The sequence below is a fragment of the Pseudomonas hunanensis genome (assembly GCF_013393325.1).
Taxonomy (GTDB): domain Bacteria; phylum Pseudomonadota; class Gammaproteobacteria; order Pseudomonadales; family Pseudomonadaceae; genus Aquipseudomonas; species Aquipseudomonas putida_P.
Window position 1 is genome coordinate 65402 of record NZ_QJRC01000092.1, and the last position, 25150, is coordinate 90551.

Below are 25150 nucleotides of genomic sequence, written 5' to 3' on the forward strand. Positions count from 1 at the left end.
TCGTATGAGCGGCACGATGCCGCTCCTACAAAAAAGCGCGCACGCAGCTAGGCACTAAAAGCGACCACCCACACATTCGGGGTATGTCCCCCCTCGGCAAATCCCACGATAGTGAACCCATCGGCTCGATTCCGGAGCATTCACACGATGGAGTTGCCATGCGCAAGGTACTGAAGGTGATTGGTGGTCTGCTGCTGGCGTCTGGCGCCAGCCTGGCCCAGGCGGCAGAGGTGGACAGCGCCAATACGTTACGGTTGTACAACTGGACCGACTACATCGGCGAAACCACCCTGGCCGACTTCGAGAAGGCCACCGGCATCAAGGTCATCTACGACACCTTCGACGGCTACGAAACGGTACAGACCAAACTGCTCACTGGCCGCTCCGGTTATGACCTGGTCATGCTCAACGCCTCCCTCGTTCCCCCGCTGATCAGTGCCGGGGTATTCCAGGCGCTGGACAAGCAGCAACTGCCCAGCTGGCACAACCTCGACCAACAGGTGGTCGACAACCTGCAGGGCTACGACCCGGGCCTTAAGTACTCGGCGCCCTACACCTGGGGCAGCTCGGGGGTCACCTACAACGTCGACAAGATCAAGGCGCGCATGCCCGACGCACCGATCGGCTCGCTGGCCATGCTGTTCGACCCCAAGATCGTCTCGCGCTTTGCCGACTGCGGCGTCACCCTGATGGACGCACCCACCGAAGTGATCCCGCTGGCCCTGCAGTACCTGGGCAAGGACCCGCGCAGCGCGTCGCCGGCTGACCTCAAGGCGGCCGAACAGCTGCTGCTGGGCATCCGCCCGTACATTCGCAAGTTCGACTCGGTGAATTATCTCACCAGCCTGCCCAATGGCGATGTCTGCCTGGCGCTGACCTGGTCCGGTGACTACGCCACCGCCCAGGCTCGCGCGGTGGAAGCGAAGAAGGACATCAAACTGTCGTTCTTCATCCCCCAGGAAGGTTCGCTGATCTGGTTCGACAACCTGTACATCCCCAAGGATGCACCGCACGCGGCCAACGCCCACCGCTTCATCGAGTTCTTGCTGCAGCCGCAGACCATGGCCAAGGTCACCGACTATATCCACTACGCCAACAGCAACGCCGCCGCGACCGCGCTGGTGCGTGATGACATCCGCCAGGACCCGGCCATCTACCCGGACGCGTCAACCCGTGAACGCCTGTTCGCGCAGAAAACCCAGAGCCCGAAGGACATGCGTGCCATCACCCGGGTCTGGAGCACGGTCAAGACCGGTTTCTGAACACTGCCCAACGATTCCCGCCAAGGAGCTGCCCATGGCCACCCCAAGCAAAGCATTCGTCATTGCCCACGACCCGCTGGTCGAAGCCGACAAGGCCCACTACATGCACGGCTACCATGTGTTCGATGAGCACCGCGCGCAAGGTGCGTTGAACATCGTCGCCGGCGAGGGCGCGTACATTCGTGACGCCCACGGCAACCGCTTCCTCGATGCCGTCGGCGGCATGTGGTGCACCAATATCGGCCTGGGCCGCGAGGAAATGGCCCTGGCCATCGCCGACCAGGTGCGCCAGCTGGCGTACTCCAACCCGTTCTCCGACATGGCCAACGACGTGGCCATCGAACTGTGCCAGAAGCTTGCGCAACTGGCGCCGGGCGACCTTAACCATGTGTTCCTCACCACCGGTGGGTCGACCGCTGTCGACACCGCCTACCGGCTGATCCAGTACTACCAGAACTGCCGTGGCAAGCCGCACAAGAAACACATCATCGCTCGCTACAACGCCTACCACGGCTCCACCACCCTGACCATGTCGATTGGCAACAAGGCCGCCGACCGGGTACCGGAGTTCGATTATCACCACGACCTGATCCACCACGTGTCCAACCCCAACCCGTACCGCGCGCCGGACGACATGGACGAGGCCGAGTTCCTCGACTACCTGGTGGCCGAGTTCGAAGACAAGATCCTGTCGCTGGGTGCCGACAACGTGGCGGCGTTCTTCGCCGAGCCGATCATGGGTTCGGGCGGGGTGATCATTCCGCCCGAGGGCTACTTCCTGCGCATGTGGCAACTGTGCCAGACCTACGACATCTTGTTCGTCGCCGATGAAGTGGTGACCTCGTTCGGACGCCTGGGCACCTTCTTCGCCAGTGAAGAACTGTTTGGCGTCACCCCCGACATCATCACCACCGCCAAGGGCCTGACCTCGGCCTACTTGCCGCTGGGCGCGTGCATCTTCTCCGAGCGTATCTGGGAGGTGATCGCCGAGCCGGGCAAGGGGCGCTGCTTCACTCATGGTTTCACCTACAGTGGTCACCCGGTGTGCTGCACGGCGGCGCTGAAGAACATCGAGATCATCGAGCGCGAGCAACTGCTCGATCACGTCAAGGACGTTGGCAGTTACCTGGAGCAGCGCCTGCAAAGCTTGCGCGAGCTGCCGCTGGTGGGAGATGTGCGCTGCATGAAGCTGATGGCCTGTGTCGAGTTCGTTGCCGACAAAGCCAGCAAGGCGCTGTTCCCGGACGAGGTGAACATCGGTGAGCGCATCCACAGCAAGGCCCAGGCCAAAGGGTTGCTGGTACGCCCGATCATGCACCTGAACGTGATGTCGCCACCGTTGATCATCACCCATGCGCAGGTGGACGAAATCGTCGAGACCCTGCGCCAGTGCATCATCGAAACAGCACGTGAATTGACTGCGCTTGGCCTGTACCAGGGCCGATGAACCTGGCGCAAAGGGCTGTGCGGGGGCGTGCCTGGCAAGCTAGACTGCCGGGCATGACACAGGCCTCTCCCGACACCCCGCTTACCCTCACGATGGGCGCGCTGCAGCAATGGCACGCGGCGCTGCAGCGCGCGCTGGCGCAAAGCGAAACCCCCGATGCACTGGAATATGTGGCCGCTGCCATCGGCCAGCTGGTGCAGGTGGAGTCGATGATGATCAGCCTCGAGTGCCAGGGGTGCGCACCGCAGTTGCTCTATCAGCAAGGTATTCCCGAGCTGCACCGCGCCGCAGTGCTGGAGCGCTATTTCAGCGCAGGCTACCTGCTCGACCCGTTCTGCCTGGCCGTGCAAAGCGGGCTGGCCGAAGGCTTTTACCATTTGCAGGAAATCGCCCCCGACAACTTCTTCGACAGCGACTACTACAAGGCCTATTACCTGGGCACCGGTTGCAGTGAAGACAGCTACTACATCGTCGACCTCAGCGCAGGCCGCAAGCTGTCGCTGAGCCTGTTCCAGGGCTGCAGCGGCACGCGCCTGAGTGCCGGGCAAATCGACCTGTTGCGTGCGCTGGAACCGATGGTCCGCGAACTGCTGGGGCGCTATGCCAGGCACAACCTGGACCCCGAGCCTGCCTCAGCCGAGCGCGGCAGCCTGCAGGCGGCGTTCGACAGTTTTGGCTGCCAAGTGCTGACCGACCGTGAGCGAGAGGTGGCACACATGATCTTGCGTGGGCATTCGGTGAAGTCCACTGCGCTGGAACTGGGTATCTCCCCGGAGACCGTGCGCATGCACCGCAAGAACCTGTACCTGAAGCTGGAGATCAACTCGCAGTCGGAGCTGTTTGCACGGTTTATCGACTGGTTGCGACAGGGGACTGCGGTGGTAGTCGCTTGATGCCACCCTGTTAGCGTTTTTCACCAGAAATCGCCATTTGTTAATGTTTTCGTTGATCCGTTAGTCATTTCGTACTTGCGGCGTTAATGTTTTCGCGTAAATTCTTTGAGTAGATAGCGTTTTCGGGCAAAAGGTAAAGGACTCAGCAATGCAGGTAGGATTCAGGGCGTTGGCCGATCGATATGGCATCACGATGGTGCAGCCACTTCGTGTCGAATCGACGATCGGAACCACCCGGGTGAGCCGTGACAGCGACGGGCTTGTGAGCAATCAATACCCCCCAAGCTATCGGCCATCGGACAATTTTGCAGGGCATTTCGAATTCGGCCTCAAATACGAGGACATTCACCTCGAGTTCTTTGCGCGCTTGTTTGCTGCCGTGGGCCCTGAGCCGGTCGAGGCCTGGTGCAGGCAATCCCCTTTTGGCCAGTTTGCCCGCCGTACCGGTTTTTTCTACGAATGGCTCACAGGCACCCGACTGGATGTGCCGGATGTCGGCAATGGTGCCTACTGTGATGCCGTCGCCAGTCATAAATATTTGGTTCGTACCTCGCCACTGCGTGTGCGCCGCTGGCGGGTAAACGACAACTTGCCGGGTACGTCAGGTTTCTGCCCGGTGCTACGCCGTACCGAGGAGGTTCAAAATGCCTTGGCATTCGACCTGGCGGCTGCATTGGGTGAACTCGACCAGGCCTTCGGTGCCGACATTCTGCTGCGCAGCGCCAGCTGGTTGACCTTCAAGGAGTCGCGCGCCAGCTTTCTAATCGAGAAAGAAGCCGATCAAGCGGACAGGATCCAACGGTTTGCGCACGTGATTGCCAGGTATTGTGGCACTGTCGAAGAACCGCTGAGCGAGCGATCGCTGCACAAGTTGCAGGCCGGGATATTGGGGCACGAAGCACTTGGTCTGGGGTTGCGGCAGTCCCCTGTTTTTGTCGGGCAGGCGACCATGCGCGAAGACATCGTGCACTACATCGCGCCCCATTACGGCCAGGTCGCGGAGCTGATCGATGGGCTCAAGGCTTTCGAAGCAGCTACACGAGGTGCCGAGTCTTTAGCCAGGGCCGCCGTTTTGGCATTTGGTTTCGTGTACATCCACCCGATGCGTGATGGCAATGGCCGCATCCATCGTTTTCTCATCAATGACACCTTGATTCGCGACAAGGCCATGCCTGCCGGGGTCATCCTGCCGGTGTCCGCTACCATCACCAGTTCGATCGCGTTTCGTGTGGGATACGACCAGGTGCTGGAAGTATTTTCCAGGCCGTTCATGCAGCGCTATGGGGCGTCATATCGGTTTGGCAAAGCCACCACTTACACGGACGGCACCTCGAGCAACTTCATGTTCGATGAGTACGATGATGCGGCCGTCGCCTGGCGATACCCGGATTTGACCGCGCATGTGTTGTACACCGCGCGAGTCATCGAGCATACCGTGCGCAAGGAGATGGCCGATGAAGCGCGGGTGCTGGTGGTATTCCGGCGTGCCCAGGAGCACCTGAAGGACGTGCTGGAAATGCCCGATCCGGACGCCAGTCGCATTATCCGCTCACTCAAGGAAAACGGCTGGCAGGTTTCCGGCAAGTTGAAAAAGGCTTACCCGGAGCTGGAGGATGCCGCACGGGCCGAGCGCGTTGTGCACGCTGTGCGCTCGGCTTTTGACGACGTCCTGTAGGTTGCTTAGCGGGACGCCAGTCGAGCCTCGAGTGCAGCGATGTGCGCCTGTAGCCGCTCATGCTCCTGGCGCTCGGCGCCGATGTCTTCGAACACGCTGATCAGGTGCTCCGGCTCGCCATTGGCACGGCGCTGCAGCGAGGTGCGCGCGCGTACCCAGATGTACTCGCCGCTCTTGTGGCGCACACGCTTTTCCACCTCGTAACGCTCGGTTTCGCCGGCCAGCATGCGCTGCAGCAACTGCAGGTTCTGGGCCAGGTCGTCGGGGTGGGTGATCTGCTGGAAGGTCATGCCATACAGCTCGTCGGCACGGTAGCCCAGTAGCTCGCACAGGCTGTTGTTGACCCGCTGCCAGGTGCCGTCCGGGTCGATGTAGGCGAGGGCGCCCCAGGCCAGCTCGAAGATCGCCCGAAAGCGCTCCTCGCTTTGGCTCAGCGCCTGCTGGGCGACCTGGCGTTCGGTGTTGTCCATGCTGATGCCGACCATTTTCACCGAGCGGCCGGCGCTGTCACGCACGACCGTGGCGCGGGAAGAAATCCAGCGCACTTCACCGTCCGGGCGGGTGATGCGGAAGTCGCATTCGCAGCCACTGCCGTCGGCCACCGCGTCGGCGTACATCCCCTGCATGCGCTGCACGTCTTCGTCGGGCAGGTGCCTCCAGAAGTCTTCGTTGTGGTGGACCGGCCAGCCATAGACCTGCTCGACGTTGGGCGAGTAGGTAACTTCGTCGCTGATCAGGTTCCATTCCCAGGTGACGATGCGCGCGCCTTCCTGGGCCAGCTTCATGCGTGTTTCGCTTTCCATGATCTCGGCGGTCAGGCGCCGGCGCAGGTCGGTCATGGGCAGCTCGACCACCTGTGGTTGCTGGATGTTCTGCAGTGCCTCGTCGCCATAGCGCAGCCAGATCCAGTTGACCTTGAGAAAGTCGGCCAGCTTGCGCAGGTTGTCGTAGTCGATCTCGCCGCCACGGGTCCATTTGTGCACGGCGGTGCGCGAAATACCCAAGGCCGTGCCCACGGCTTGCAGGGTCAGCTTGTGATGCTCGAGCAGTTCCTTGAGGCGGAAGGCGAAGCTGTTTTCCAACATCGGCAGGGTGTCCTGATCTGGGCCAAGAGCCTGCCAGTATACGCAACTTGTCAACTTTGGGTTGACGGCCCTGGGCGATTTGCAACTCCTTGTAGGAGTGGCCTTGTGTCGCGATGGGCCGCACAGCGGCCCCGGCAATTGTGTGCCAGGGCAAAGATCCTGGGGCCGCTGTGCGGCCCATCGCGACACAAGGCCGCTCCTACAGGGACCGCATTTGTCAGAGATCAAGCACAAGCCGCGCCGTACGGGCGCGCGAGACGCACAGCATAATGCTCTGCTGCGCGGCTTTTTCTTCGTCGCTCAGGTACTGGTCGTAATGCTCGGCTTCACCTTCAAGAATGGCCGTCTCGCATGTACCGCACACGCCTTCGCGGCACAGGCACTCGACCTTGGCGGCCTTGGACTTCTCGATGGCCTGCAGAATGGTCATGCCTTCTTCCACTTGCAACTCCACACCCGACTGCGCCAACACCACGGTAAAGGCACTGCCGGTGACCGGGGTGGCGGCGAACTGTTCCCAATGCACGCGCTGTTCGGCGATGCCGGCTTGGGCTGCGCAGGCGATGACCGCATCGATCAGCGGTTTGGGGCCGCAGACGTACAGGTGCGCTTGCGCGTCCAGCCCCGCGCACAAGGCGGCCAGGTCAAGCTTGCGGTCGAGGCTGTCGATGTAGAATTGCGTGTTGGCAGCGTGCGGGCCGTTGGCCAACTGGTCCTGGAACGCACCGTGCTCTGGCGCACGGAAGGCATAGTGCAGCTCGTAGTCGGTGCTGCCGTCTTCCAGCTCGTGCAATTGCGCCAGGAACGGGGTGATGCCGATGCCGCCGGCAATCAGCACGTGACGGCCAGCCGAAGGGTCGAGGGCGAACAAGTTGTTGGGCGAGGAGATGGTCAGGCGAGTGCCGACCTCCACCTGCTGGTGCATGAACGCCGAGCCGCCTTTGGACTGCTCTTCCAGGCGCACGCCGATCTGGTAGCTGCGGGTGTCGCGCGGGTCGCTCATCAGCGAGTAGGCGTTGCTGAACTGGCTGCCGTCGGCGCCTTGCATCTGCACGATGACATGGCTGCCGCCGGTGAAGGCGGGCATCGCCGCGCCGTCTTCGCGGGCCAGGGTAAAGCGCTTGATCAGCGGCGTGGCTTGTTCCACGTCGGTTACGCGGACGCTGAACATTTCATAAGTGTTGGCCATGGTTCACCTCGACTGCCTGGGCGCGCGGCAGGCCCTGCCGCGCACCTTTACGTGCAAAAAAACGTGGAGCGGTTGCCATCAATCGTCGAGGTGGGCCACGGCGATCAGGTTGTGGAAGTGGGCAATGCCGTGCTCGCTCATACCGCTGCGTTCGCGGTCGGCCATGATGCGGCCCTGGCCACGGTAGCCTCGCGACTTGAGGCCCTTCTGCACGCTTTCGACCAGGCGCAGGTCTTCTGGGCGGAACACTTCGCGGTACCAGTCGATCAGCTTCTGCTGTTCCTCGGTGATGTCCTTGTTGAGGAAGTAGATGTCGTAGTGTTGCAGGGTGGTTTCGGCATCGACCGGGAACTCGTAGATCACGGTCATGAAGTTGGCCCCTGGCGGCACGTTGAACATGGTGCACGGCCAGGCCCAGAAGCCGGCGAACGACGGGTCCTTCACGTTTTCGTCGAACTTGAACGACTGTTCCGAAGGCTTGGCCAGGCCATATTGCAGGGTCCAGTTACCGTGCATGGTGTGGCTGTACTGGCCGACGTCGACCGAGTCGGAGAAGCCTGGGTGCGCCGGGGCGCAGTGGTAGCACTCGAGGTAGTTGTCGACGATCGACTTCCAGTTGGCAGGGGTGTCGCTGACGAAGCGTGCTGCCAGGTGCAGGTCGTCGATCACCGCGCAGGCTTCGCGCATGCGCGTTTGCAGGCCTGGCAACTGGTCTTCGACAGAGCCTGCGTCCATGTCCATGTTGATGAAGATGAAGCCGGCATATTCCTCTACGCGCAGCTGCACCAGGGTGGAGTTCTCTTTGTCGAAGTTCACCACGTTGTCGCAGTTGCGGGCGTGGGCCAGTTCGCCGTCGAGCTTGAAGGTCCAGGCGTGGTATGGGCAGGTGATGACGTTCTTGGCTTTGCCGCTGCCGCTGAGCAACTGGTGGCCACGGTGCGGGCAGACGTTGTAGAACGCACGCAGCACGCTGTCACGGCCGCGCACGACGATGATGCTTTCGCCAATTACTTCGCGGGTGATGTAGGCATTGTTGTCTGCCACTTCGCTGCGGTGGCCCACGCAGATCCAGCTGCGGGCGAAGATGGCTTCTTTCTCGTGTTCGAACACTGCGGCCTTGGTGTAGAAATTGGCCGGGATGGTGAAGGCCTCGTCGGCGTTTGCGCAGAAATCGGCGGGCAGGCGTTTGAAGTCGTTCATGACAGGTTTCTCACAAGCTCGGTTTTTAGTTGTTGGTTAACGCGTATCTGTTGGTTAACAGATCAGGCAAAAAAATTTGCAACCCTTCAAAGGGGCCGCAGTGCGGCCCCTTTGATTTCATCAATGCACGGCAGCAGCGCTGCGCGGTGCATGCTCGGCAGGTTGTTCACCGGCCATCCGTGCAGCCTCTTCTTCGATGATGTGGGCCGGTACCTGGCCGTAGTCAGCGACCATCCACTTGAGGAAGCCGTAGATCTTCACCAGCAGAATCACCATGAACGGGATTGCGGTCAGCACCACGGCAGTCTTCATGGTCGACAGCGAAGCCTTGGCGAACAGCATGGCCAACGGCACCAGGGTCAATACCACACACCAGAACAGGCGGTGGGTCGGTGTCGGGTCGTCACCTTCACGCAGGTTGCGAGTGCTGGTGGCTGCCACCGCGTAGGCTGCGGCATCCATGTGCGAAGCGCAGAAGATGGCCATGATGAACAGGTACACGCCAAGGAACACTTGGCCCCACGGCAACGCCAGCAGCAGGTGGGTTACAGCCGATTCACCACCTTGCTCGGCCAGCATCTTCGGTACGTCCACCGCGCCGGTGATGAACTGGTGCATGCTGTAGCTTTCCAGTGCGCCGAAGAAGAACCAGCAACCGAAGCTGCCGCCCAGCAGCAGGGCCAGGACCACTTCCTTGATCTGCCGGCCGCGCGAAACGCGGGTGACGAACATGGCTACGCCCGGGGCGTACGACACCCACCACAGCCAGTAGAACACCGTCCAGTTGCGGGTGAAGGCACCGTCGCCGGCCGGGTCGGTGAACAGGCTCATGTGCACGTAGTTCTGGATCATCAGGCCAATCGAGTTGGCGGTGTTGTTGAGGGTGAACTGGGTTGGGCCGACCAGCAGGACGACAGCGGCAAACACCAGCGCGCCGATGCACACCATCTTGCTCAGGCGCTGCAGGCCGCCATCGATGCCGATGTAGGAGCTGAGCGAGAACATCACCGCCACGCCGCCGATCACCATCAATTGCACGGTGAAGGTATCCGGGGTGCCGGTCAGGTCATGCAGGCCGCGCGTCAGGGTAGAGGCAGTGAGGGCCAGCGACACGGTCAGGGCGCCCATCATGGTCAACAGGAAGATCAGGTCGACAGTACGGCCTACTGGCCCGGTGGCCTTGAAACCCGTCACCGCTTCGATAATCGACGCCAGGTTCAGGCCGCTCTTCTTGCGGACATGGAAGTGGTAGGCCATGGCCAGCGAAGCCAAGGCGTAGATCGACCAGGCGCTGATGCCCCAGTGGAAGAACGAGTAGCCCACGCTGTACTCCAGCGCCTTGGGGGTGGCGGCGGCGATGTTCAGGCCTGGGGTCTGATAGTAGTAGGCCCATTCCATCACGCCCCAGTACAGGGTCGAGGACCCCATGCCGGCACAGATGAACATGAACACCCAGGTGGCGGTGGCGTATTCAGGCTTGCCACTGCCCAGGCGGATGTTGCCGTATTTGCTGAAAGCCAGGTACAGCACCGCCAGGGTACTGGCGAACACCAGCACCTGCACGCTGGTACCGAAGGTGCGGGTGGACAGCTCGAACAACTGGTTGGCGGCGCTTTCAGCCTGGGCGGGGAAGGCTGCAAGGCCGATCACGGTGAGCAGCACGGCAATCAGGCTCACGGTAATCAGGAACACATCAATCTTTTTATTCTTGTGCGACATCATCGTCTCCTGGGACGTTGGCGTACTTGTCATACCCGGCAGGCATCCGGGGTGTAGCGGTACAACTCCTTCCGTGGTTGTTAACCTTTAGTTTACTAATATCTAATGGTTAACAGATTCTGCATACAATCTGCGCCGCTAGCAAGAGGCAAGGGGCCGATTGTCAGACACTTCTGACAATCGGCCCCTGTGCGTCAGGCTTCGACCAGCGCGGTGATGGCCTGGCCCACTTGCTGGGTGGACTGCTGCCCACCCATGTCGCGGGTGACATCACCGGCGGCGATGACCTGCTCGATGGCCTTGAGGATGTCGTCGTGGGCGGCGCGGTAGCGTGGGTCGGCGCCGTCGTTGCCAAGGAAGTCGAGCATCAGCGCACCCGACCAGATCATCGCGATCGGGTTGGCGATGTTCTTGCCGTAGATGTCCGGTGCCGAGCCGTGCACGGGTTCGAACAGCGACGGGAACTTGCGTTCGGGGTTGAGGTTGGCCGACGGCGCGATGCCGATGGTGCCGGCGCAGGCTGGGCCGAGGTCGGAGAGGATGTCGCCGAACAGGTTCGAAGCCACCACCACGTCAAAGCGGTCCGGCTGCAGCACGAAGCGCGCGCAGAGGATATCGATATGCTGTTTGTCCCAGCTGATTTCCGGATAATTGGCAGCCATCGCAGCGGTGCGCTCGTCCCAGTACGGCATGCTCACGGCCATGCCGTTGGACTTGGTGGCCGAGGTGACGTGCTTGCGCTCGCGGGTCTGGGCCACGTCGAAGGCGTACTTGAGAATGCGGTCGACGCCGCGACGGGTGAACACCGATTCCTGCAGCACGAACTCGTTTTCGGTGCCTTCGAACATGCGCCCACCCAGCGACGAATATTCGCCCTCGGTGTTCTCGCGGATGACCACGAAGTCGATGTCACCTGGTTCACGACCTGCCAGCGGGCAAGGCACGCCAGGGAACAGGCGCACTGGGCGGATGTTCACGTATTGGTCGAAGTCTCGGCGGAACTTGAGCAGCGAACCCCACAGCGAGATGTGGTCCGGCACCTTGTCTGGCCAGCCCACAGCACCGAAGTACAGGGCATCGAAGCCCTTGAGCTGTTCGAACCAGTCGTCCGGCATCATCTTGCCGTGGGCCAGGTAATAGTCGCAACTGGCCCACTCGAAGAACTCGAAGCTGATGTCCAGGCCATGCTTGCGCGCAGCGGCCTCGACTACACGAATGCCTTCAGGCAGTACTTCGTTGCCGATGCCATCGCCGGGGATTGCCGCAATTCTGAAAGTCTTGCTCATGGGGTGCACTCGTTATCCAGGGAACAGGTGCTGGTTATGCTATAAGGGCTTTATCCGGAGATAATCTGGCCAATCATGGATTCTTGGAACACGATACGTGAATAATCTGCCCAGCCTCGACGACCTCAATATCTTCCTTCAGGTGGCCAAGCGCGCCAGCTTTGCCGCCGTCGCGGACGAGCTGGGCATGTCGGCGGCGTACATCAGCAAGCGCATCCGCATGCTTGAGCAAACCCTGGAAGTACGCCTGCTGCACCGTACCACCCGGCGGGTGACGGTGAGCGAGGAGGGTGAGCGGGTGTATCAGTGGGCGCTGCAGATATTCGATGCGGTGCAGCGCATGGGCGATGACATCAGTGCCCAGCACCGTGAGCCGGCCGGGCAATTGCGCATTGCCAGCAGCCTTGGCCTGGGCCGCCGCTTCGTGGCGCCGGCCTTGTCGGAGCTGGCCGAGCGTTACCCGCGCCTGGACATTCGCCTGGACGTGCACGACCGGTTGGTGGACCTGATTGCCGAAGGCGTCGACCTGGACATCCGCGTGGGCAACGCCATTGCGCCCAACCTGATCGCCAAGCCGCTGGCGCGTAACCGCCGGGTACTGTGCGCCGCGCCGGCTTACCTGGCCCGGCGCGGTACGCCCAAGGTGCTGGGCGAACTGGCCAGCCATGACTGCCTGGTGATCAAGGAACGTGATCACCCGTTTGGCGTGTGGCAGTTGATGGGGCCGGACGGTGAGGAAGGCGTGCGGGTCACCGGCGGCTTGTCGACCAACCATGGCGAAGTGGCGCACCAGTGGTGCCTGGACGGGCGCGGGATCTTGCTGCGCTCGTGGTGGGATGTGCACGACAGCCTGCAGGATGGGCGCCTGGTCCAGGTGCTGGAGGACTATCACCAGCCAGCGGATATCTGGGCGGTGTACACCTCACCATTGGCCAGTTCGGCCAAGGTGCGGGTGGCGGTGGACTTTTTCCGGCAGTACTTTGCCGAGCGGTATAGCTTGCCAGAGTAGACACTGGCCCTGACGCGCGCTTTGTATAGGAGCGGCCTTCAGGGTACGGGTACACGCGAAACCGCTTTCACTTCGCGCAACGCCAGGCTGGACTGGATCGAGGCAATCCCCGGCTGCCGGCGCAACACCTCTTCCACAAACCGCCCATAGCTCTCCAGGTCGGTCGCCAGCACGGTCAGCACATAGTCAGCCTCACCGGTCACCTTGTGGCAGGACAGCACCTGCGGCAGCTTCAGAATCACCTGCTCGAACTCGTCCGGCGCATTGGCCGAGTGGTTGCCAAAGCGCACCTGGGCAAATGCCATCACGTCGTACCCCAATTTCCTGCGGTCGAGGTTGGCCTGGTAATCCTTGATGATGCCCAGCTCTTCCAGCTTTTTGCGCCGACGCCAGCAGGGTGTCACGGTCATCGACAGGCGTTCGCCCAGTGCCGCGCTCGAAAGGGTGCCGTCCGCCTGCAACAGGCGCAGCAGCTCGCGATCGGTTTCGTCCAATTCTTCGATAGCAAAAGCTTTGCTCATGGCTTGGTGGTCCTGTGAATACTTTGCTAAAGAATCCGGTTTGGTTGAGCATAAAGCAAAGCATTTCCAGCGGTCTCTCGCGAAAATTGGTTACCCGGTAACTCCCTTGAAAAAGGATATTCGCGTGCTGACAGTCTTTAGTAACAACCACCGCTTGCACCATGGCTCGGAACTCAAGGACGGCGCGATAACGCCATCGTTTGAAAACCCCCAGCGTGCCGACACCGTGCTGGCCCGGGTGCTCGGCACCGGCCTGGGCGATGTCATCGCCGAGCAGGCGTTCGACCGTGCCTGCTACGTGGCGGCGCACAGCGAACGCTATGTGAGCTTCCTGGAAAACGCCTGGCAGGAATGGGCCGCCACCGGCAAGACCCACGACGCGCTGCCGCTGGTGTGGCCGGTGCGTGACCTGGCCATCGACCGTGAGCCCGGCTTCATCGACGGCAAGCTTGGTTTCTACGCCATGGACGCCGGCGCGCCGATCACCGCTGGCACCTGGGAGGCGGTACGCAGCAGCGCCAACGTTGCCCTGACCGGCATGCAGCGCATCATCGACGGTGCCGACAGTGCCTTCGCCCTGTGCCGCCCGCCTGGGCACCATGCGGCGCGTGAATACATGGGCGGCTATTGCTACCTGAACAACGCTGCCATCGCCGCCGAGCGCTGCCTGAGCCAGGGCGCCAAGCGTGTGGCCGTGCTGGACGTGGACTTCCACCACGGCAACGGCACGCAGAACATCTTCTACGATCGCCCCGATGTGCTGTTCGCCTCCCTGCATGGTGACCCTCACGTGTCCTACCCGTACTTTTCCGGCTACGCCCATGAGCAGGGTGTGGGCGCAGGCGAAGGCTTCAACGTCAACTACCCGCTGGGCAAAGGCACGCGCTGGGCGCAGTACCAGCTGGCCCTGCAGGACGCGCTCAAGCGCATCGTCGCGCATCGGCCCGAATACCTGGTGGTGTCGCTTGGCGTCGACACCTTCGAGGACGACCCGATCAGCCATTTCAAACTCACCAGTGAAGACTTCCTGCGCATGGGCGCCGAGATCGCCAGTGCTGGCATCCCGACCCTGTTCGTGATGGAAGGCGGCTACATGGTCGATGAGATCGGCATCAACGCGGTGAACACCCTGCAAGGCTTCGAAAGCGCGCAGTAAGCCCCGCGACAAGCCGTGGCCACGCTGGCCACGGCACAGCACGACTAGCCAGACCAACAATAACAAGAGGTCGCCCATGCAAGACATGTCCGCAAGCCTTGAGCAAAGCAAACCGGCAGAGCCCGCCCGTGACGGGCACCTGCAACGCACGCTGGAAAACCGCCACATCCAGCTGATTTCCATCGGAGGCGCCATCGGCACCGGCCTGTTCATGGGGTCGGGCAAGGTGATCGCGCTGTCCGGCACCTCGATCCTTCTGGTCTACGCCATCCTCGGGTTCTTCGTCTTCTTCGTGATGCGCGCCATGGGCGAGCTGCTGTTGTCCGACCTGCGCTTCAAGTCGTTCGCCGACATCGTTGCCCATTACCTGGGCCCGCGCGCCGGCTTTGTGCTGAGCTGGTCGTACTGGCTGAGCTGGAGCGTGGCGGTGGTCGGCGACGTGGTCGTGGTGGCGGGGTTCTTTCAGTATTGGTACCCCGATGCGCCGGCCTGGCTGCCCGCGTTCTTCACCCTGTTCGTGCTGCTGGGGTTGAACCTGCTGGCGGTGCGCATATTCGGCGAGGTGGAGTTCTGGTTCGGTATCATCAAGATCGTCGCCATCGTGCTGTTGATCATCACGGCGGCGGTGATGATCGCTACCTCTTATACCTCACCCAATGGTGTGGTCGCCTCGCTGTCCAACGTGGTCGCGCCGGGTGCGGTGCTGCCCCATGGCATCAGCGGTTTCTTTGCCGGGTTCCAGATTGCCGTGTTTTCTTTCGCCGGTACCGAGCTGATCGGCACCACCGCCGCCGAGGCCAAGAACCCGCATCGCTCGCTGCCCAAGGCGATCAACACCATCCCGCTGCGCATCCTGCTGTTCTACATCCTGGCGCTGGTGTGCATCATCAGCGTGGTGTCGTGGGCCGAAGTGCCGGCCAACCGCAGCCCCTTCGTCGAACTGTTCCTGCTGGCGGGCTTTCCGGCGGCGGCGGGCATGATCAATTTCGTGGTGCTGACGTCAGCTGCGTCATCGGCCAACAGTGGGGTGTACTCAGGTTGCCGGATGTTGTTCGGCCTGGCCGAGCGGCGTAACGCACCGGCCCTGTTCGCCAGGCTTTCGGCACTGAGCGTGCCGGTGTACAGCCTGGTGTTTTCCGGGGTGTGCATGTTGATCGGGTTGAGCTTGCTGTTCATCATTCCCGAGGTGATGACCGTGTTCACGCTGATCTCGACGGTGTCGGCGATTTTGGTGATCTTCACCTGGTCGATGATCCTTGCTGCGTACCTGGCTTATCGCAGACGCAACCCAGCTGCGCACGACGCCTCGCTGTTCAAGTTGCCGGGCGGGGTGCCGATGGCAGTCACGACCTTGGGCTTTCTCGGCTTTGTGCTGGTGCTGCTGGCGCTGCAGCCGGATACCCGGTTGGCGCTATGCGTGATGCCGTTGTGGTTCGTGTTTTTGCTGGTGGCTTACCATCGTCGCCGTGAGCACAATTAATGAGCCGACAGTGGCGTGACCGTCCAGTGGTTGATTTAGAGAAGTTTCCTACAGGTTTTTAGGAAGCCCACTGAGCCTCCGGCAAGCGATTCCTCGTTAGGGTTCAGGGACCATCAGGGTCCCTTTCTACGCGAGGTCGCTTATGCCCCTTAGCCAACGTATCGCCATTGCGGTAGCCGAAGCCGGGCTGCCGCACGACCAGTGCATGTCCTGCGAGCGGCAAGGCCTGCCGATTCTGCCACTGCGCCGCGCCTTAGTGCCGGATGCACGTCCTGGTTGTGTCACCACTGTTGCCGGCAGCCTACATGTTTCGACGAAAATGGGCCTGCGCACCTTGCGCATGGGCTACCTGTACGTGCTGCTGGACCAACAGGTCTGGCATGCCTACGAAGTCAGCGAGCAGGGCCACCTGCGCCGCTTCAACCCCTATGAACCTTCCGACGGCCTGCCCGCACCACTCCCCGAAAAGTGCGTGAATGAAAACCACGACATTCCCTCATCTTTCCTGAACATCGATACCGACCGCTATGGCAGTGCCTGGCTGGCCTTTTCGAGCGACCCTTGGCCGGTGAGCGTGCTGAATGCCTACAAACGCGGCACGGCACCTGCACATCGCTTTGAGGGTTTGGACCTGACCCAGGCGCGCAACAACCCTGAATTGCTGGGCATCGCCATGACGCCTGACAACCTGCAAATCGACAAGGAGGTACTTGAGTACGCGCAGCACGGGTGTTCGCCGTTCGACAGTGCGCATGGCTTTCACAGCCGTTGGCTACGCCGGTTCGCCCTGAAGGGGTATCTGGTCAACGCGATGAACCGGCACACGCTGGAAAACGGCGTGCTGGCGGTGGTGCTCGACGATACGGTTGGCTTGATTCAGGAGTACAACCATCAACGGCTGAACTGGGTGGTGAAACGCCAGGTCTGGCGCGAAGAGCCCATGCGGGCGTATCAACTGCAGACTTCACAAATTCTGCAGATCATTCGCGCGACGCACCGGCAGTGGGCGGCACAGAAAATACCGTCGCTGGAGCCAATGACCGGCGACGGGCCTCCGGTGTTCGTGGATCCGGCAGTAGAGCGTCAGCGCCTGGTCGAGCGTGCGCAGCTGGAAAGTGACGAGCGGCTTGAAGAGCGCTACCACGAACCGCAACGGGCGGCGTTCCAGGCCGAGTACGACCAGCAGGAAGCCGAGTTCCAGCGCTACATCGACAAGGACGCCCGTGCGTATGCCGCACTGTTCGACACGCCCATGTTCAAGGTGGCCGAGCAGTACGATTACGACGGTGATCATCGTGAGTCTGGCGTGGCGTATGCCAAGACCATGGCGTTGTGCCTGGGGGGCGGTATTACCGAGGCCGTGGTGCTTGGTACGGTGCCAGCGGCCGGCACCAGCGAAACGCTCTGGCTGAAATGGCTGCAAGACCCCGACAGCCCACCTTACCGCGCGTTGTTGATGCGGGACCGTGCATTGCTGGCCGGGCTGCTGCCCAGTTTTACCGCTGCCGAAGCCATCAACTGGAACGACAGCGACAAGCTCTACGGCATCTTGAGCAAGATCATTGCCAGCGACGACGCGGGCCTGCGCATGCGCAACACCCTCAAACAGGCCATCGCCGAAACGCAGAGCGCGCTCAACGCGGCCAGCCAGCGCCTGGCGCCCAACGTGCTCCCTGGCATTCAAAAAGCGGTGCGGCACCTGAACAGCGCGACGCAGTTCCTCTACAACGGCGTGCACCTGATCGAACTGGAAGTGAAGATGAAGCTGGGCGAGTACTACGCCTTGCAAAGTGCCCACCTGCGCGAATTGCAGCACAAGGCCAATGCCTCTATCGCCGAGGCACGGGACCGGATGCATCGCAGCATCGATGACTTCGAATTTGGCTCGATGAAGGCGTTCCGCAAGGTGCGCCCGATCATCCAGCATGGGTTGATGAGCCTGGCAGTGCTCGACCCACGGTTCACCAACACCATGATCAGCGTGACGGTGTGGGTCGAAGGCACGGCTGAAGAGGTGCGTGGCCGGTTGTTTGAAGAGGCCAATATGAAGGTGACTCAGGCCAGCAGCGCGGCACAGATAGCCTTGGTGGATGTCTCGGTGGCGGCGGGGACGCTGGAGGCGAATGCGCGCAAGGTGTTGCAGGGGATGAGGATCACTTCGCAGCAGGCGGCGCAGTTGGTGCGAACCGGCTTTCGCGGCTTGCGCGGTGTGGCGGGAAGTTGGGAAGTACTGCTGGCAATTGGAGGGCTGTACTTTCAATACGACAGCCTGGTCAGGAATCAGGAAAAAGCGGAGGAGGAGATTGGACCGAAAGCGCATGAGGCCAAGCTGGCGCTGCAGGGAGCGCAGCTGGGGATATTGGGAGGGCAGATTGAACTGGTTGGACTCGTTATGCGCTCCAGCGCTGGTTATATAAAAGCGCCTTGGACCCGCGGCGTACCAGCAGTTGGAGTAGCGCTCGTTAAGTTCGGCGCCTTGTTCAGTGCAGTAGCCGGAGTTTTCGATACCGCACAAGCAATATCCGCCGCCAAGCGAGCTTCGGCAGCGGGGGATAAAACAGCGCGGATTCTTCATGCTACTTCTGCTGTATTCTACGGAATAGGTGCTGTGGCTTTTGCTGGTGCCGTATTTAAATCGCTAATTTTAGGACCTTTAGGCCTCGCTGTAATATTGAGCTTGACTGCATTTGCATTGAGCAAGCAGGCTGAAAAAAATAGATCTTCAGCATTGGAGCGTTGGGCAAGGCGCTGCTGGTTTGGAAAAGGAGATGAAGCACCGGCAGTACATTGGGATGCGCCTGAATACGCAGATATTGCGTTTGCAGAGCTTAATGCAGCAGTTCTTGGTGTTAAGGCGAAGTTAAATTTTGAGTCGAGCATGGTAACAGATCCCGCAGCGCCGAAAATTGGAGGTCTAGTGGGTCTGGTGACAGAGCAAAAACTTAGATTTCAGGTGGTTTTGCCAAACTATAGAGATGGTGCTTCTGCTTTTCGCTGGGTTCTAATTGTCCACCGCGTCGGCGACGGAGAGTTTCCTGAGTACAAAGGTGGAGAGACCATTGTTGTTGATGACTTTCACGCTATCACTAAGAGGAGTTATCGAAATCTACAAGATTTTCTAGTTTCACCCCACCAAGGATACCCGACTATAAAGCTGATTCTATAGTAATAAAACAGCGAAAATATAGTGAGCAGAACGGTGTTTGCTGGTTGGAGGTTTCAGGCGTAGTGGAGCTTATGCCCACTGTCGGGAAGCACACAATAACTGGAGCAACGCTGTTGGTCATGTATTGGCTAGATCGGACTATTCCGAGTGCTTACCTAGAGGTATGTGAGCGAGGGGAAAATGATTAATCGCGGATCAAAAACTCAATGGGAGCGGTCGCTTGGGTGGAGCTACGATTTGCCCCATGTCAGAGAAATACCTGATCTCAGATGCGACGTGAAAAATGTAAGGCCATCACCCAATTACTATGATGACGTGTATCTAGAACTACCAAGATCAACGTTCAGCTTAAGAGGAGTCGTGGCTTTGCTGAGGCCCTGACGCCCTACCAAAATTCGTCCACCCACCCCGGGACTGGAACGATGACGATGGTCTTAGCCCCATGCATCGCCTAGCGCCCAAGGTCCGGTGGCCAACGGAAATCGACCTTGAATCTCGCAGTGCACCCGCAACAAACGATGTCCGCTAAAACGCTTGCCCCCAAGGCCCTGTGCTGTTCACTCAGACTGCCTGCTGCGCAATCAACGCCAGGCACCGCTGCACCACCGGGCTCACATCCCCCTTGCGCCGGCTAAGGATGATCGGGCTGACCGCGCCGCTATCCAGCAAACCGACATACTCGATATCGGTGCGATGCTGCTGCTGTACCGACGCCGGCACCAGGGTTATCCCTACACCTACAGCCACCAGGCCGATAGCGGTCTGCAGTTCGTTGGCCCATTGGCTGACGCGGATACTCATGCCGTGCTGCGCGAACAGCGCCAGCACATGGTCGGCATAACTGGGCCGAGGGTTGGCCGGGTAGAGGATGAACGCTTCGCCCGCCAGCTGGGCCAGGCTGAGCGGGCTACCCGCCAGCGGGTGACCCTTGGGCAGTACGGCCACCAGCGGGTCTTCGCGCAGTACCTGTTGCTGAATGGCCGCGTCATCGATGCGAATGCGCCCGAAGGCGATGTCGATGCGCCCGGTCTTCAACGCTTCCACTTGCTGCAGCGTGGTCATCTCGCTCAAGCCCAGCTCCAGCTCGCTGTCCTGACGTAGCTCGCGGATCAGCTCTGGCAGCACGTTGTACAGGGTGGAGGGGGCAAAACCGATGCCTAGCCACTGGCGCTGGCCCTGGCCAATACGACGAGTGTTGTCGCTGATGTTCTGCAACTGCTGCAGCACGGTGCAGGTCTGCTCGTAGAAGAAGCGACCCGCTTCGGTCAGCCGCAGCGGGCGTTCGCGCACCACCAGCAGGGTGCCGAGCTGGTCCTCCAGCTGGCTGATCTGCCGGCTCAACGGCGGTTGAGCGATGTGCAGCAACTCGGCGGCGCGGGTGAAGTTCAGGGTCTCGGCCAGAACCTTGAAGTAACGCAGGTGGCGCAGCTCCATCAGACCTCCAGGGTATGGTGGGAGATTCATTTGATATTGGACTGTCATCAGGGTCTCGCGCAATCCTTGAACAATCAAGTAAATGCACCATTCGGGCCTGCAACTGGCAGCCCGATCTGACGGGACCTGGCAACAATGACAAGTGCGCTGATTGAACGTATAGAGGCAATTATCGTCGACCTGCCGACCATTCGCCCGCACAAGCTGGCAATGCACACCATGCAGCAGCAGACCCTGGTGGTATTGCGCGTGCGCTGCAGCGATGGCGTGGAAGGTATCGGTGAGGCCACCACCATCGGCGGCCTGGCCTATGGCTACGAAAGCCCCGAGGGCATCAAGGCCAATATCGACGCGCACCTGGCGCCTGCGCTGATCGGCCTGCCGGCAGACAACATCAATGCCGCCATGCTCAAGCTGGACAAGCTGGCCAAGGGCAACACCTTTGCCAAGTCCGGCCTCGAAAGCGCCTTGCTCGACGCCCAAGGCAAGCGCCTGGGCCTGCCGGTCAGCGAGCTGTTGGGCGGCCGTGTGCGTGACAGCCTGGAAGTGGCCTGGACCCTGGCCAGCGGCGACACCGCCCGCGACATCGCCGAAGCTCAGCACATGCTGGAAATCCGCCGCCACCGTGTGTTCAAGCTGAAGATCGGCGCCAACCCGGTGGAGCAGGACCTCAAACACGTGGTGGCGATCAAGCGTGAGCTGGGCGACAGCGCCAGCGTGCGTGTCGACGTCAACCAATACTGGGACGAGTCCCAGGCCATTCGCGCCTGCCAGGTACTGGGCGACAACGGCATCGACCTGATCGAGCAACCGATTTCGCGCATCAATCGCGGTGGCCAGGTGCGCCTGAACCAGCGCAGCCCGGCACCGATCATGGCCGATGAGTCGATCGAAAGCGTCGAAGACGCCTTCAGCCTGGCCGCCGACGGCGCCGCCAGCATCTTCGCCCTAAAAATCGCCAAGAACGGTGGCCCGCGCGCCGTGCTGCGCACCGCGCAGATCGCCGAGGCCGCCGGCATCGCCTTGTACGGCGGCACCATGCTCGAGGGCTCGATCGGCACCTTGGCCTCGGCCCATGCCTTCCTCACGCTGCGCCAGCTCACCTGGGGCACAGAGCTGTTCGGGCCACTGCTGTTGACCGAGGAAATCGTCAACGAGCCGCCGCAGTACCGCGACTTCCAACTGCACATCCCCCGTACCCCAGGCCTGGGCCTGACCCTGGACGAACAGCGCCTGGCGCGCTTCGCCCGTCGCTGATAAGCAAGCAAGGAGATAACCATGCTGTTCCACGTGAAGATGACCGTGAAACTGCCGGTCGACATGGACCCGGCCAAGGCCGCCCAGCTCAAGGCCGACGAAAAGGAACTGGCCCAGCGCCTGCAGCGCGAAGGCACCTGGCGCCATCTGTGGCGCATTGCCGGGCACTACGCCAACTACAGCGTATTCGATGTGCCCAGCGTCGAGGCGCTGCATGACACGCTGATGCAGCTGCCACTGTTCCCGTACATGGACATCGAGGTCGACGGCCTGTGCCGGCATCCCTCGTCGATCCACAGCGACGACCGCTGATTCGCACCTGTCTACCTGACAAGAACAATATGAGGTAAGCACGATGACCGTGAAAATTTCCCACACTGCCGACATTCAAGCCTTCTTCAAGCAGGTTGCTGGCTTGGACCATGCCGAAGGCAACCCGCGCTTCAAGCAGATCATCCTGCGCGTGCTGCAAGACACTGCACGCCTGGTCGAAGACCTGGAGATCACCGAAGACGAGTTCTGGCACGCCGTTGACTATCTCAACCGCCTGGGCGGCCGTAACGAGGCGGGCCTGCTGGCTGCTGGCCTGGGCATCGAGCACTTCCTCGACCTGCTGCAAGACGCCAAGGACGCCGAAGCCGGCCTTGCTGGCGGCACTCCGCGCACCATCGAAGGCCCGCTGTACGTCGCCGGGGCGCCGCTGGCGCAAGGCGAAGTGCGCATGGACGACGGCACCGACCCAGGTGTGGTGATGTTCCTCCAGGGCCAGGTGTTCGATGCCGACGGCAAGCCGTTGGCCGGTGCCACCGTCGACCTGTGGCATGCCAACACCCAGGGCACCTATTCGTACTTTGACTCGACCCAGTCCGACTACAACCTGCGCCGGCGCATCATCACCGATGCCGAGGGCCGCTACCGTGCACGTTCGATCGTGCCGTCGGGGTATGGTTGCGATCCGCAGGGGCCGACCCAGGAATGCCTGGACCTGCTCGGCCGTCATGGCCAGCGCCCGGCGCATGTGCACTTCTTCATCTCGGCGCCGGGGTACCGCCACCTGACCACGCAGATCAACTTCGAGGGTGACAAGTACCTGTGGGACGACTTTGCCTACGCCACCCGTGACGGGCTGATTGGCGAGCTGCGCTTTGTCGAAGATGCGGCGGCGGCGCGTGACCGTGGCGTGCAAGGCGAGCGCTTTGCCGAGCTTTCGTTCGACTTCCACCTGCAGGGGGCCGCGGCGCCGGAGGCCGAGGCGCGCAGCCACCGGCCGCGTGCGTTGCAGGAAGGCTGAGTACCAGGCGCAGAACGTTGGGGCTGCGCAGCAGCCCCCGGCATTCTGAGCGTCTTTCACTGTGTTTTTTGCCTGGGCCTTTCCGTGCGGGGAGGGCCTGGGCTTTTTGCTGTCCGCTGAAAATCCATCTGCATTTCCCTTCTGTTTCCCCCCTCTGGTCCTTTCGAAATATCCCTCGCCAAATTACGTGAAAAGTGGTCTAAATATTTTTCGCTTGCGCGTGAGCCTAGGTCCATCTGTTTCTTATAAAAAACCCACATAAATCAATGATTAACGTGGTTTTATCTGTCTTCAAGCGCAAATGAGCGAGGTAACTTTCTTTGTATTTAGCGTGAAAATTCAATTGACAATTCACGTAAATAATCGCAAATATCTGTCACCGGCACCCAAAACAAGAGAGACAGATATGCCGCCCCAACCTGCCTTCGCTTCCCCGCGTGGCCGGTGCTTGCCAGTGGCCAGCGCCGCCCGCCATTCCCAGCCTCAACACCCGAACCGCGCCTGAGACGGAGATAGTCCATGGATTCGCTTTGCCTGCGTGACGCGCCCCTGTCGGCGCTTGCCTGCGGCCCTGCTTTCGAGGCCTTGCTTGACGGCGTTCGTGATCGTGCCCGCCTCGGCGAGTTCGATCGCCAGCGCCATATTTCCCGCGACGTGATCGATGCGTTCAAAGCACATGGCGTATACCGCGCCCTGGTGCCCAAGCGCTTTGGTGGGTTGGAGTGCTCGCCAGCGGCCTTCTGCGAAATGATCGAGCGCATCGCCCACGCTGACGGCTCTGCCGGCTGGGTCGCCAGCTTCGGCATGAGCCCGGTGTACCTGGCGGCGCTGCCGCTGGATACCATCGCCGAAATCTACGGCAACAGCCCTGACACCGTGTTCGCCGGTGGCATCTTCCCGCCGCAGCCGGCCGAAACCGTGCCCGGCGGTTTCAAGGTCAACGGCCGCTGGAAGTACTCCAGCGGCTCGATGGGCGCCGATATCGTTGGCGTCGGTATCACCCCGCGCAACGGCGACAAGCTCGACCTGCCGCGCCTGGCGGTGCTGCCGCGCAGCCAGGCGCGCATCGAAGAAACCTGGGACACCGTCGGCCTGCTCGGCACCGGCAGCCACGACCTGGTGGTCGAGGATGTGCGGGTGGGCGAGCAGTGGACCTTCGTGCGCGGCGGCAAGCCGAACCTGGACGAGCCGTTCTTCCGCTACCCGTCGCTGTCGTTCGCCACCCAGGTGCTGTCGGTGGTCGGCCTGGGCATTGCCCGCGCCGCACTGGACGAGCTGTCGGGCATGGCCAGCGGGCGCATTTCGGTCACCGGCGCCCCGGCCCTGGCCGACCGGCCGCTGGCCCAGGTGGACGTGGCCAAGGCCGAGGCCGCCCTGCGTTCGGCGCGGGCCTTCTTCTACGAAGCCATCGAGCAGGCCTGGGGGCATGTGCTGGCTGGCGACCCGGTGCCGGTCGAGGTGACCAACCTGCTGCGCCTGTCCTCGACCCATGCCGCGCGCGTTGCCGCCGAAGTGGCGCGCAGTGCGCAACTGCTGTCCGGCATGACTGGCATCTACAACGAGAGCCCACTGGCGCGCTGCGTCAACGATGCGCAAGTGGTCACCCAGCACGCCTTCATGGGCGACGTCACCTACCAGAACGCCGGAGCCATGTTCTTCGGCAAACAGCCCCTGCCGGGCTACCTGTAACCCTCGGGAGATTTGTCATGAGCGACACAAAAGCCTTGCGCGTGCTGTTCTGCATGGGCATCAACCAGAACTTCTTCGATGCCCCGCGTGAAGAGCAACTGCAGGTGTGGGCCGCCTTCAGCGCCATGTGGAACGGCATCCACGACCTGCCCGGGGTACGCGTGCTGGGCAACATGGACGATGACCAAGCCATGGTCGGGCCGTCCGATGGCTTCCCCTGGACCACCTACCTGCTGGCCGATGTGCCCAACATCGAGGCCGTGCACGCCGCCTGCAACCTGTTCCGCACCACGGCGGTGGGCGAGGGGCCTTACAAGCTGTGGCGCTACGCCAAGGTCGAGGCCCGTGTTGGCCGTGAACTGATCATCCAGCGCGCCTGAGAAGAGGAATA

Annotated in this window: 19 protein-coding genes and 1 pseudogene; 13 read left to right on the forward strand and 7 right to left on the reverse strand. The window is 61.4% G+C overall.

Annotation, left to right across the window (positions count from 1 at the left end; translation table 11 throughout):
- Nucleotides 1-158 precede the first annotated feature (158 nt).
- The 4 genes from DM807_RS15140 (at nt 159) to DM807_RS15155 (ending at nt 5277) form a co-directional block, all read left to right on the forward strand.
- Entirely contained in the window at nt 159-1262 is a 1104-nt protein-coding gene (locus tag DM807_RS15140; RefSeq protein ID WP_060493368.1) for a polyamine ABC transporter substrate-binding protein, read from the forward strand.
- Nucleotides 1263-1296: 34 nt separating this feature from the next.
- On the forward strand, nt 1297-2709 hold the full coding sequence (locus tag DM807_RS15145) for an aminotransferase (RefSeq protein WP_012271839.1): 1413 nt from the start codon (nt 1297-1299) through the stop codon (nt 2707-2709).
- Nucleotides 2706-3602, forward strand: a complete 897-nt coding sequence (locus tag DM807_RS15150) for a helix-turn-helix transcriptional regulator (protein WP_179027511.1) — start codon at nt 2706-2708, stop codon at nt 3600-3602. The genes DM807_RS15145 and DM807_RS15150 overlap by 4 nt, the downstream gene beginning before the upstream one ends.
- Nucleotides 3603-3750: 148 nt before the next feature.
- The gene (locus DM807_RS15155; RefSeq protein WP_012271841.1) at nt 3751-5277 is read left to right on the forward strand and encodes a Fic family protein; all 1527 of its coding nucleotides are present in this window, start codon (nt 3751-3753) and stop codon (nt 5275-5277) included.
- Nucleotides 5278-5282: 5 nt separating this feature from the next.
- Here the strand turns inward: DM807_RS15155 and DM807_RS15160 are convergent, their stop codons facing one another.
- From DM807_RS15160 to DM807_RS15180, 5 genes are all read right to left on the reverse strand, one after another.
- Nucleotides 5283-6362: a helix-turn-helix domain-containing protein gene (locus DM807_RS15160; RefSeq protein WP_012271842.1), complete on the reverse strand. Its 1080-nt coding sequence runs from the start codon at nt 6360-6362 to the stop codon at nt 5283-5285.
- A gap of 217 nt (nt 6363-6579) precedes the next feature.
- Nucleotides 6580-7551 carry a PDR/VanB family oxidoreductase gene (locus tag DM807_RS15165; protein ID WP_179027512.1) on the reverse strand — a complete coding sequence of 324 codons (972 nt, stop codon included), beginning with the start codon at nt 7549-7551 and terminating at the stop codon, nt 6580-6582.
- Between the two features lie 78 nt (nt 7552-7629).
- On the reverse strand, nt 7630-8751 hold the full coding sequence (locus DM807_RS15170; protein ID WP_012271844.1) for an aromatic ring-hydroxylating oxygenase subunit alpha: 1122 nt from the start codon (nt 8749-8751) through the stop codon (nt 7630-7632).
- 120 nt (nt 8752-8871) lie between these two features.
- Nucleotides 8872-10470 (reverse strand): BCCT family transporter, encoded by a 1599-nt coding sequence (locus DM807_RS15175; RefSeq protein ID WP_012271845.1) that lies wholly within the window; start codon nt 10468-10470, stop codon nt 8872-8874.
- 194 nt (nt 10471-10664) lie between these two features.
- Entirely contained in the window at nt 10665-11756 is a 1092-nt protein-coding gene (locus DM807_RS15180) for a tartrate dehydrogenase (protein WP_069943397.1), read from the reverse strand.
- 97 nt (nt 11757-11853) lie between these two features.
- Between DM807_RS15180 and DM807_RS15185 the strand changes: the two genes are divergently transcribed.
- A complete protein-coding gene (locus DM807_RS15185; RefSeq protein WP_012271847.1) occupies nt 11854-12765 on the forward strand; it encodes a LysR substrate-binding domain-containing protein in 912 nt (303 codons plus the stop codon).
- 38 nt (nt 12766-12803) lie between these two features.
- Here DM807_RS15185 and DM807_RS15190 read toward each other — a convergent pair whose 3' ends face one another.
- Nucleotides 12804-13286 carry an Lrp/AsnC family transcriptional regulator gene (locus DM807_RS15190; RefSeq protein WP_060494639.1) on the reverse strand — a complete coding sequence of 161 codons (483 nt, stop codon included), beginning with the start codon at nt 13284-13286 and terminating at the stop codon, nt 12804-12806.
- A gap of 124 nt (nt 13287-13410) precedes the next feature.
- On the opposite strand from DM807_RS15190, the gene DM807_RS15195 reads away from it, so the two are divergent.
- From DM807_RS15195 to DM807_RS15205, 3 genes and pseudogenes are all read left to right on the forward strand, one after another.
- Nucleotides 13411-14442, forward strand: a complete 1032-nt coding sequence (locus DM807_RS15195; protein ID WP_179027513.1) for an arginase family protein — start codon at nt 13411-13413, stop codon at nt 14440-14442.
- Nucleotides 14443-14518: 76 nt separating this feature from the next.
- A complete protein-coding gene (locus tag DM807_RS15200) occupies nt 14519-15922 on the forward strand; it encodes an amino acid permease (RefSeq protein WP_060494637.1) in 1404 nt (467 codons plus the stop codon).
- A 142-nt stretch (nt 15923-16064) separates the two neighbouring features.
- A pseudogene (locus DM807_RS15205) lies at nt 16065-19276 on the forward strand (T6SS effector BTH_I2691 family protein).
- A gap of 373 nt (nt 19277-19649) precedes the next feature.
- Here DM807_RS15205 and catR read toward each other — a convergent pair.
- A complete protein-coding gene (gene catR, locus DM807_RS15210; RefSeq protein WP_012271853.1) occupies nt 19650-20522 on the reverse strand; it encodes an HTH-type transcriptional regulator CatR in 873 nt (290 codons plus the stop codon).
- A 135-nt stretch (nt 20523-20657) separates the two neighbouring features.
- Between catR and DM807_RS15215 the strand changes: the two genes are divergently transcribed.
- The 5 genes from DM807_RS15215 to DM807_RS15235 all read left to right on the forward strand — a co-directional run bounded on the left by DM807_RS15215 (nt 20658) and on the right by DM807_RS15235 (nt 25139).
- A complete protein-coding gene (locus DM807_RS15215; protein WP_060515537.1) occupies nt 20658-21779 on the forward strand; it encodes a muconate cycloisomerase family protein in 1122 nt (373 codons plus the stop codon).
- A 21-nt stretch (nt 21780-21800) separates the two neighbouring features.
- Nucleotides 21801-22091 carry a muconolactone Delta-isomerase gene (gene catC / locus DM807_RS15220; protein WP_003256111.1) on the forward strand — a complete coding sequence of 97 codons (291 nt, stop codon included), beginning with the start codon at nt 21801-21803 and terminating at the stop codon, nt 22089-22091.
- Between the two features lie 43 nt (nt 22092-22134).
- The gene (gene catA, locus DM807_RS15225; RefSeq protein ID WP_060494559.1) at nt 22135-23070 is read left to right on the forward strand and encodes a catechol 1,2-dioxygenase; all 936 of its coding nucleotides are present in this window, start codon (nt 22135-22137) and stop codon (nt 23068-23070) included.
- Nucleotides 23071-23589: 519 nt separating this feature from the next.
- Nucleotides 23590-24759, forward strand: a complete 1170-nt coding sequence (iacA, locus tag DM807_RS15230) for an indole-3-acetate monooxygenase (protein ID WP_012271856.1) — start codon at nt 23590-23592, stop codon at nt 24757-24759.
- A 17-nt stretch (nt 24760-24776) separates the two neighbouring features.
- Entirely contained in the window at nt 24777-25139 is a 363-nt protein-coding gene (locus DM807_RS15235) for a hypothetical protein (protein ID WP_012271857.1), read from the forward strand.
- The last annotated feature ends 11 nt before the right edge of the window (nt 25140-25150 follow it).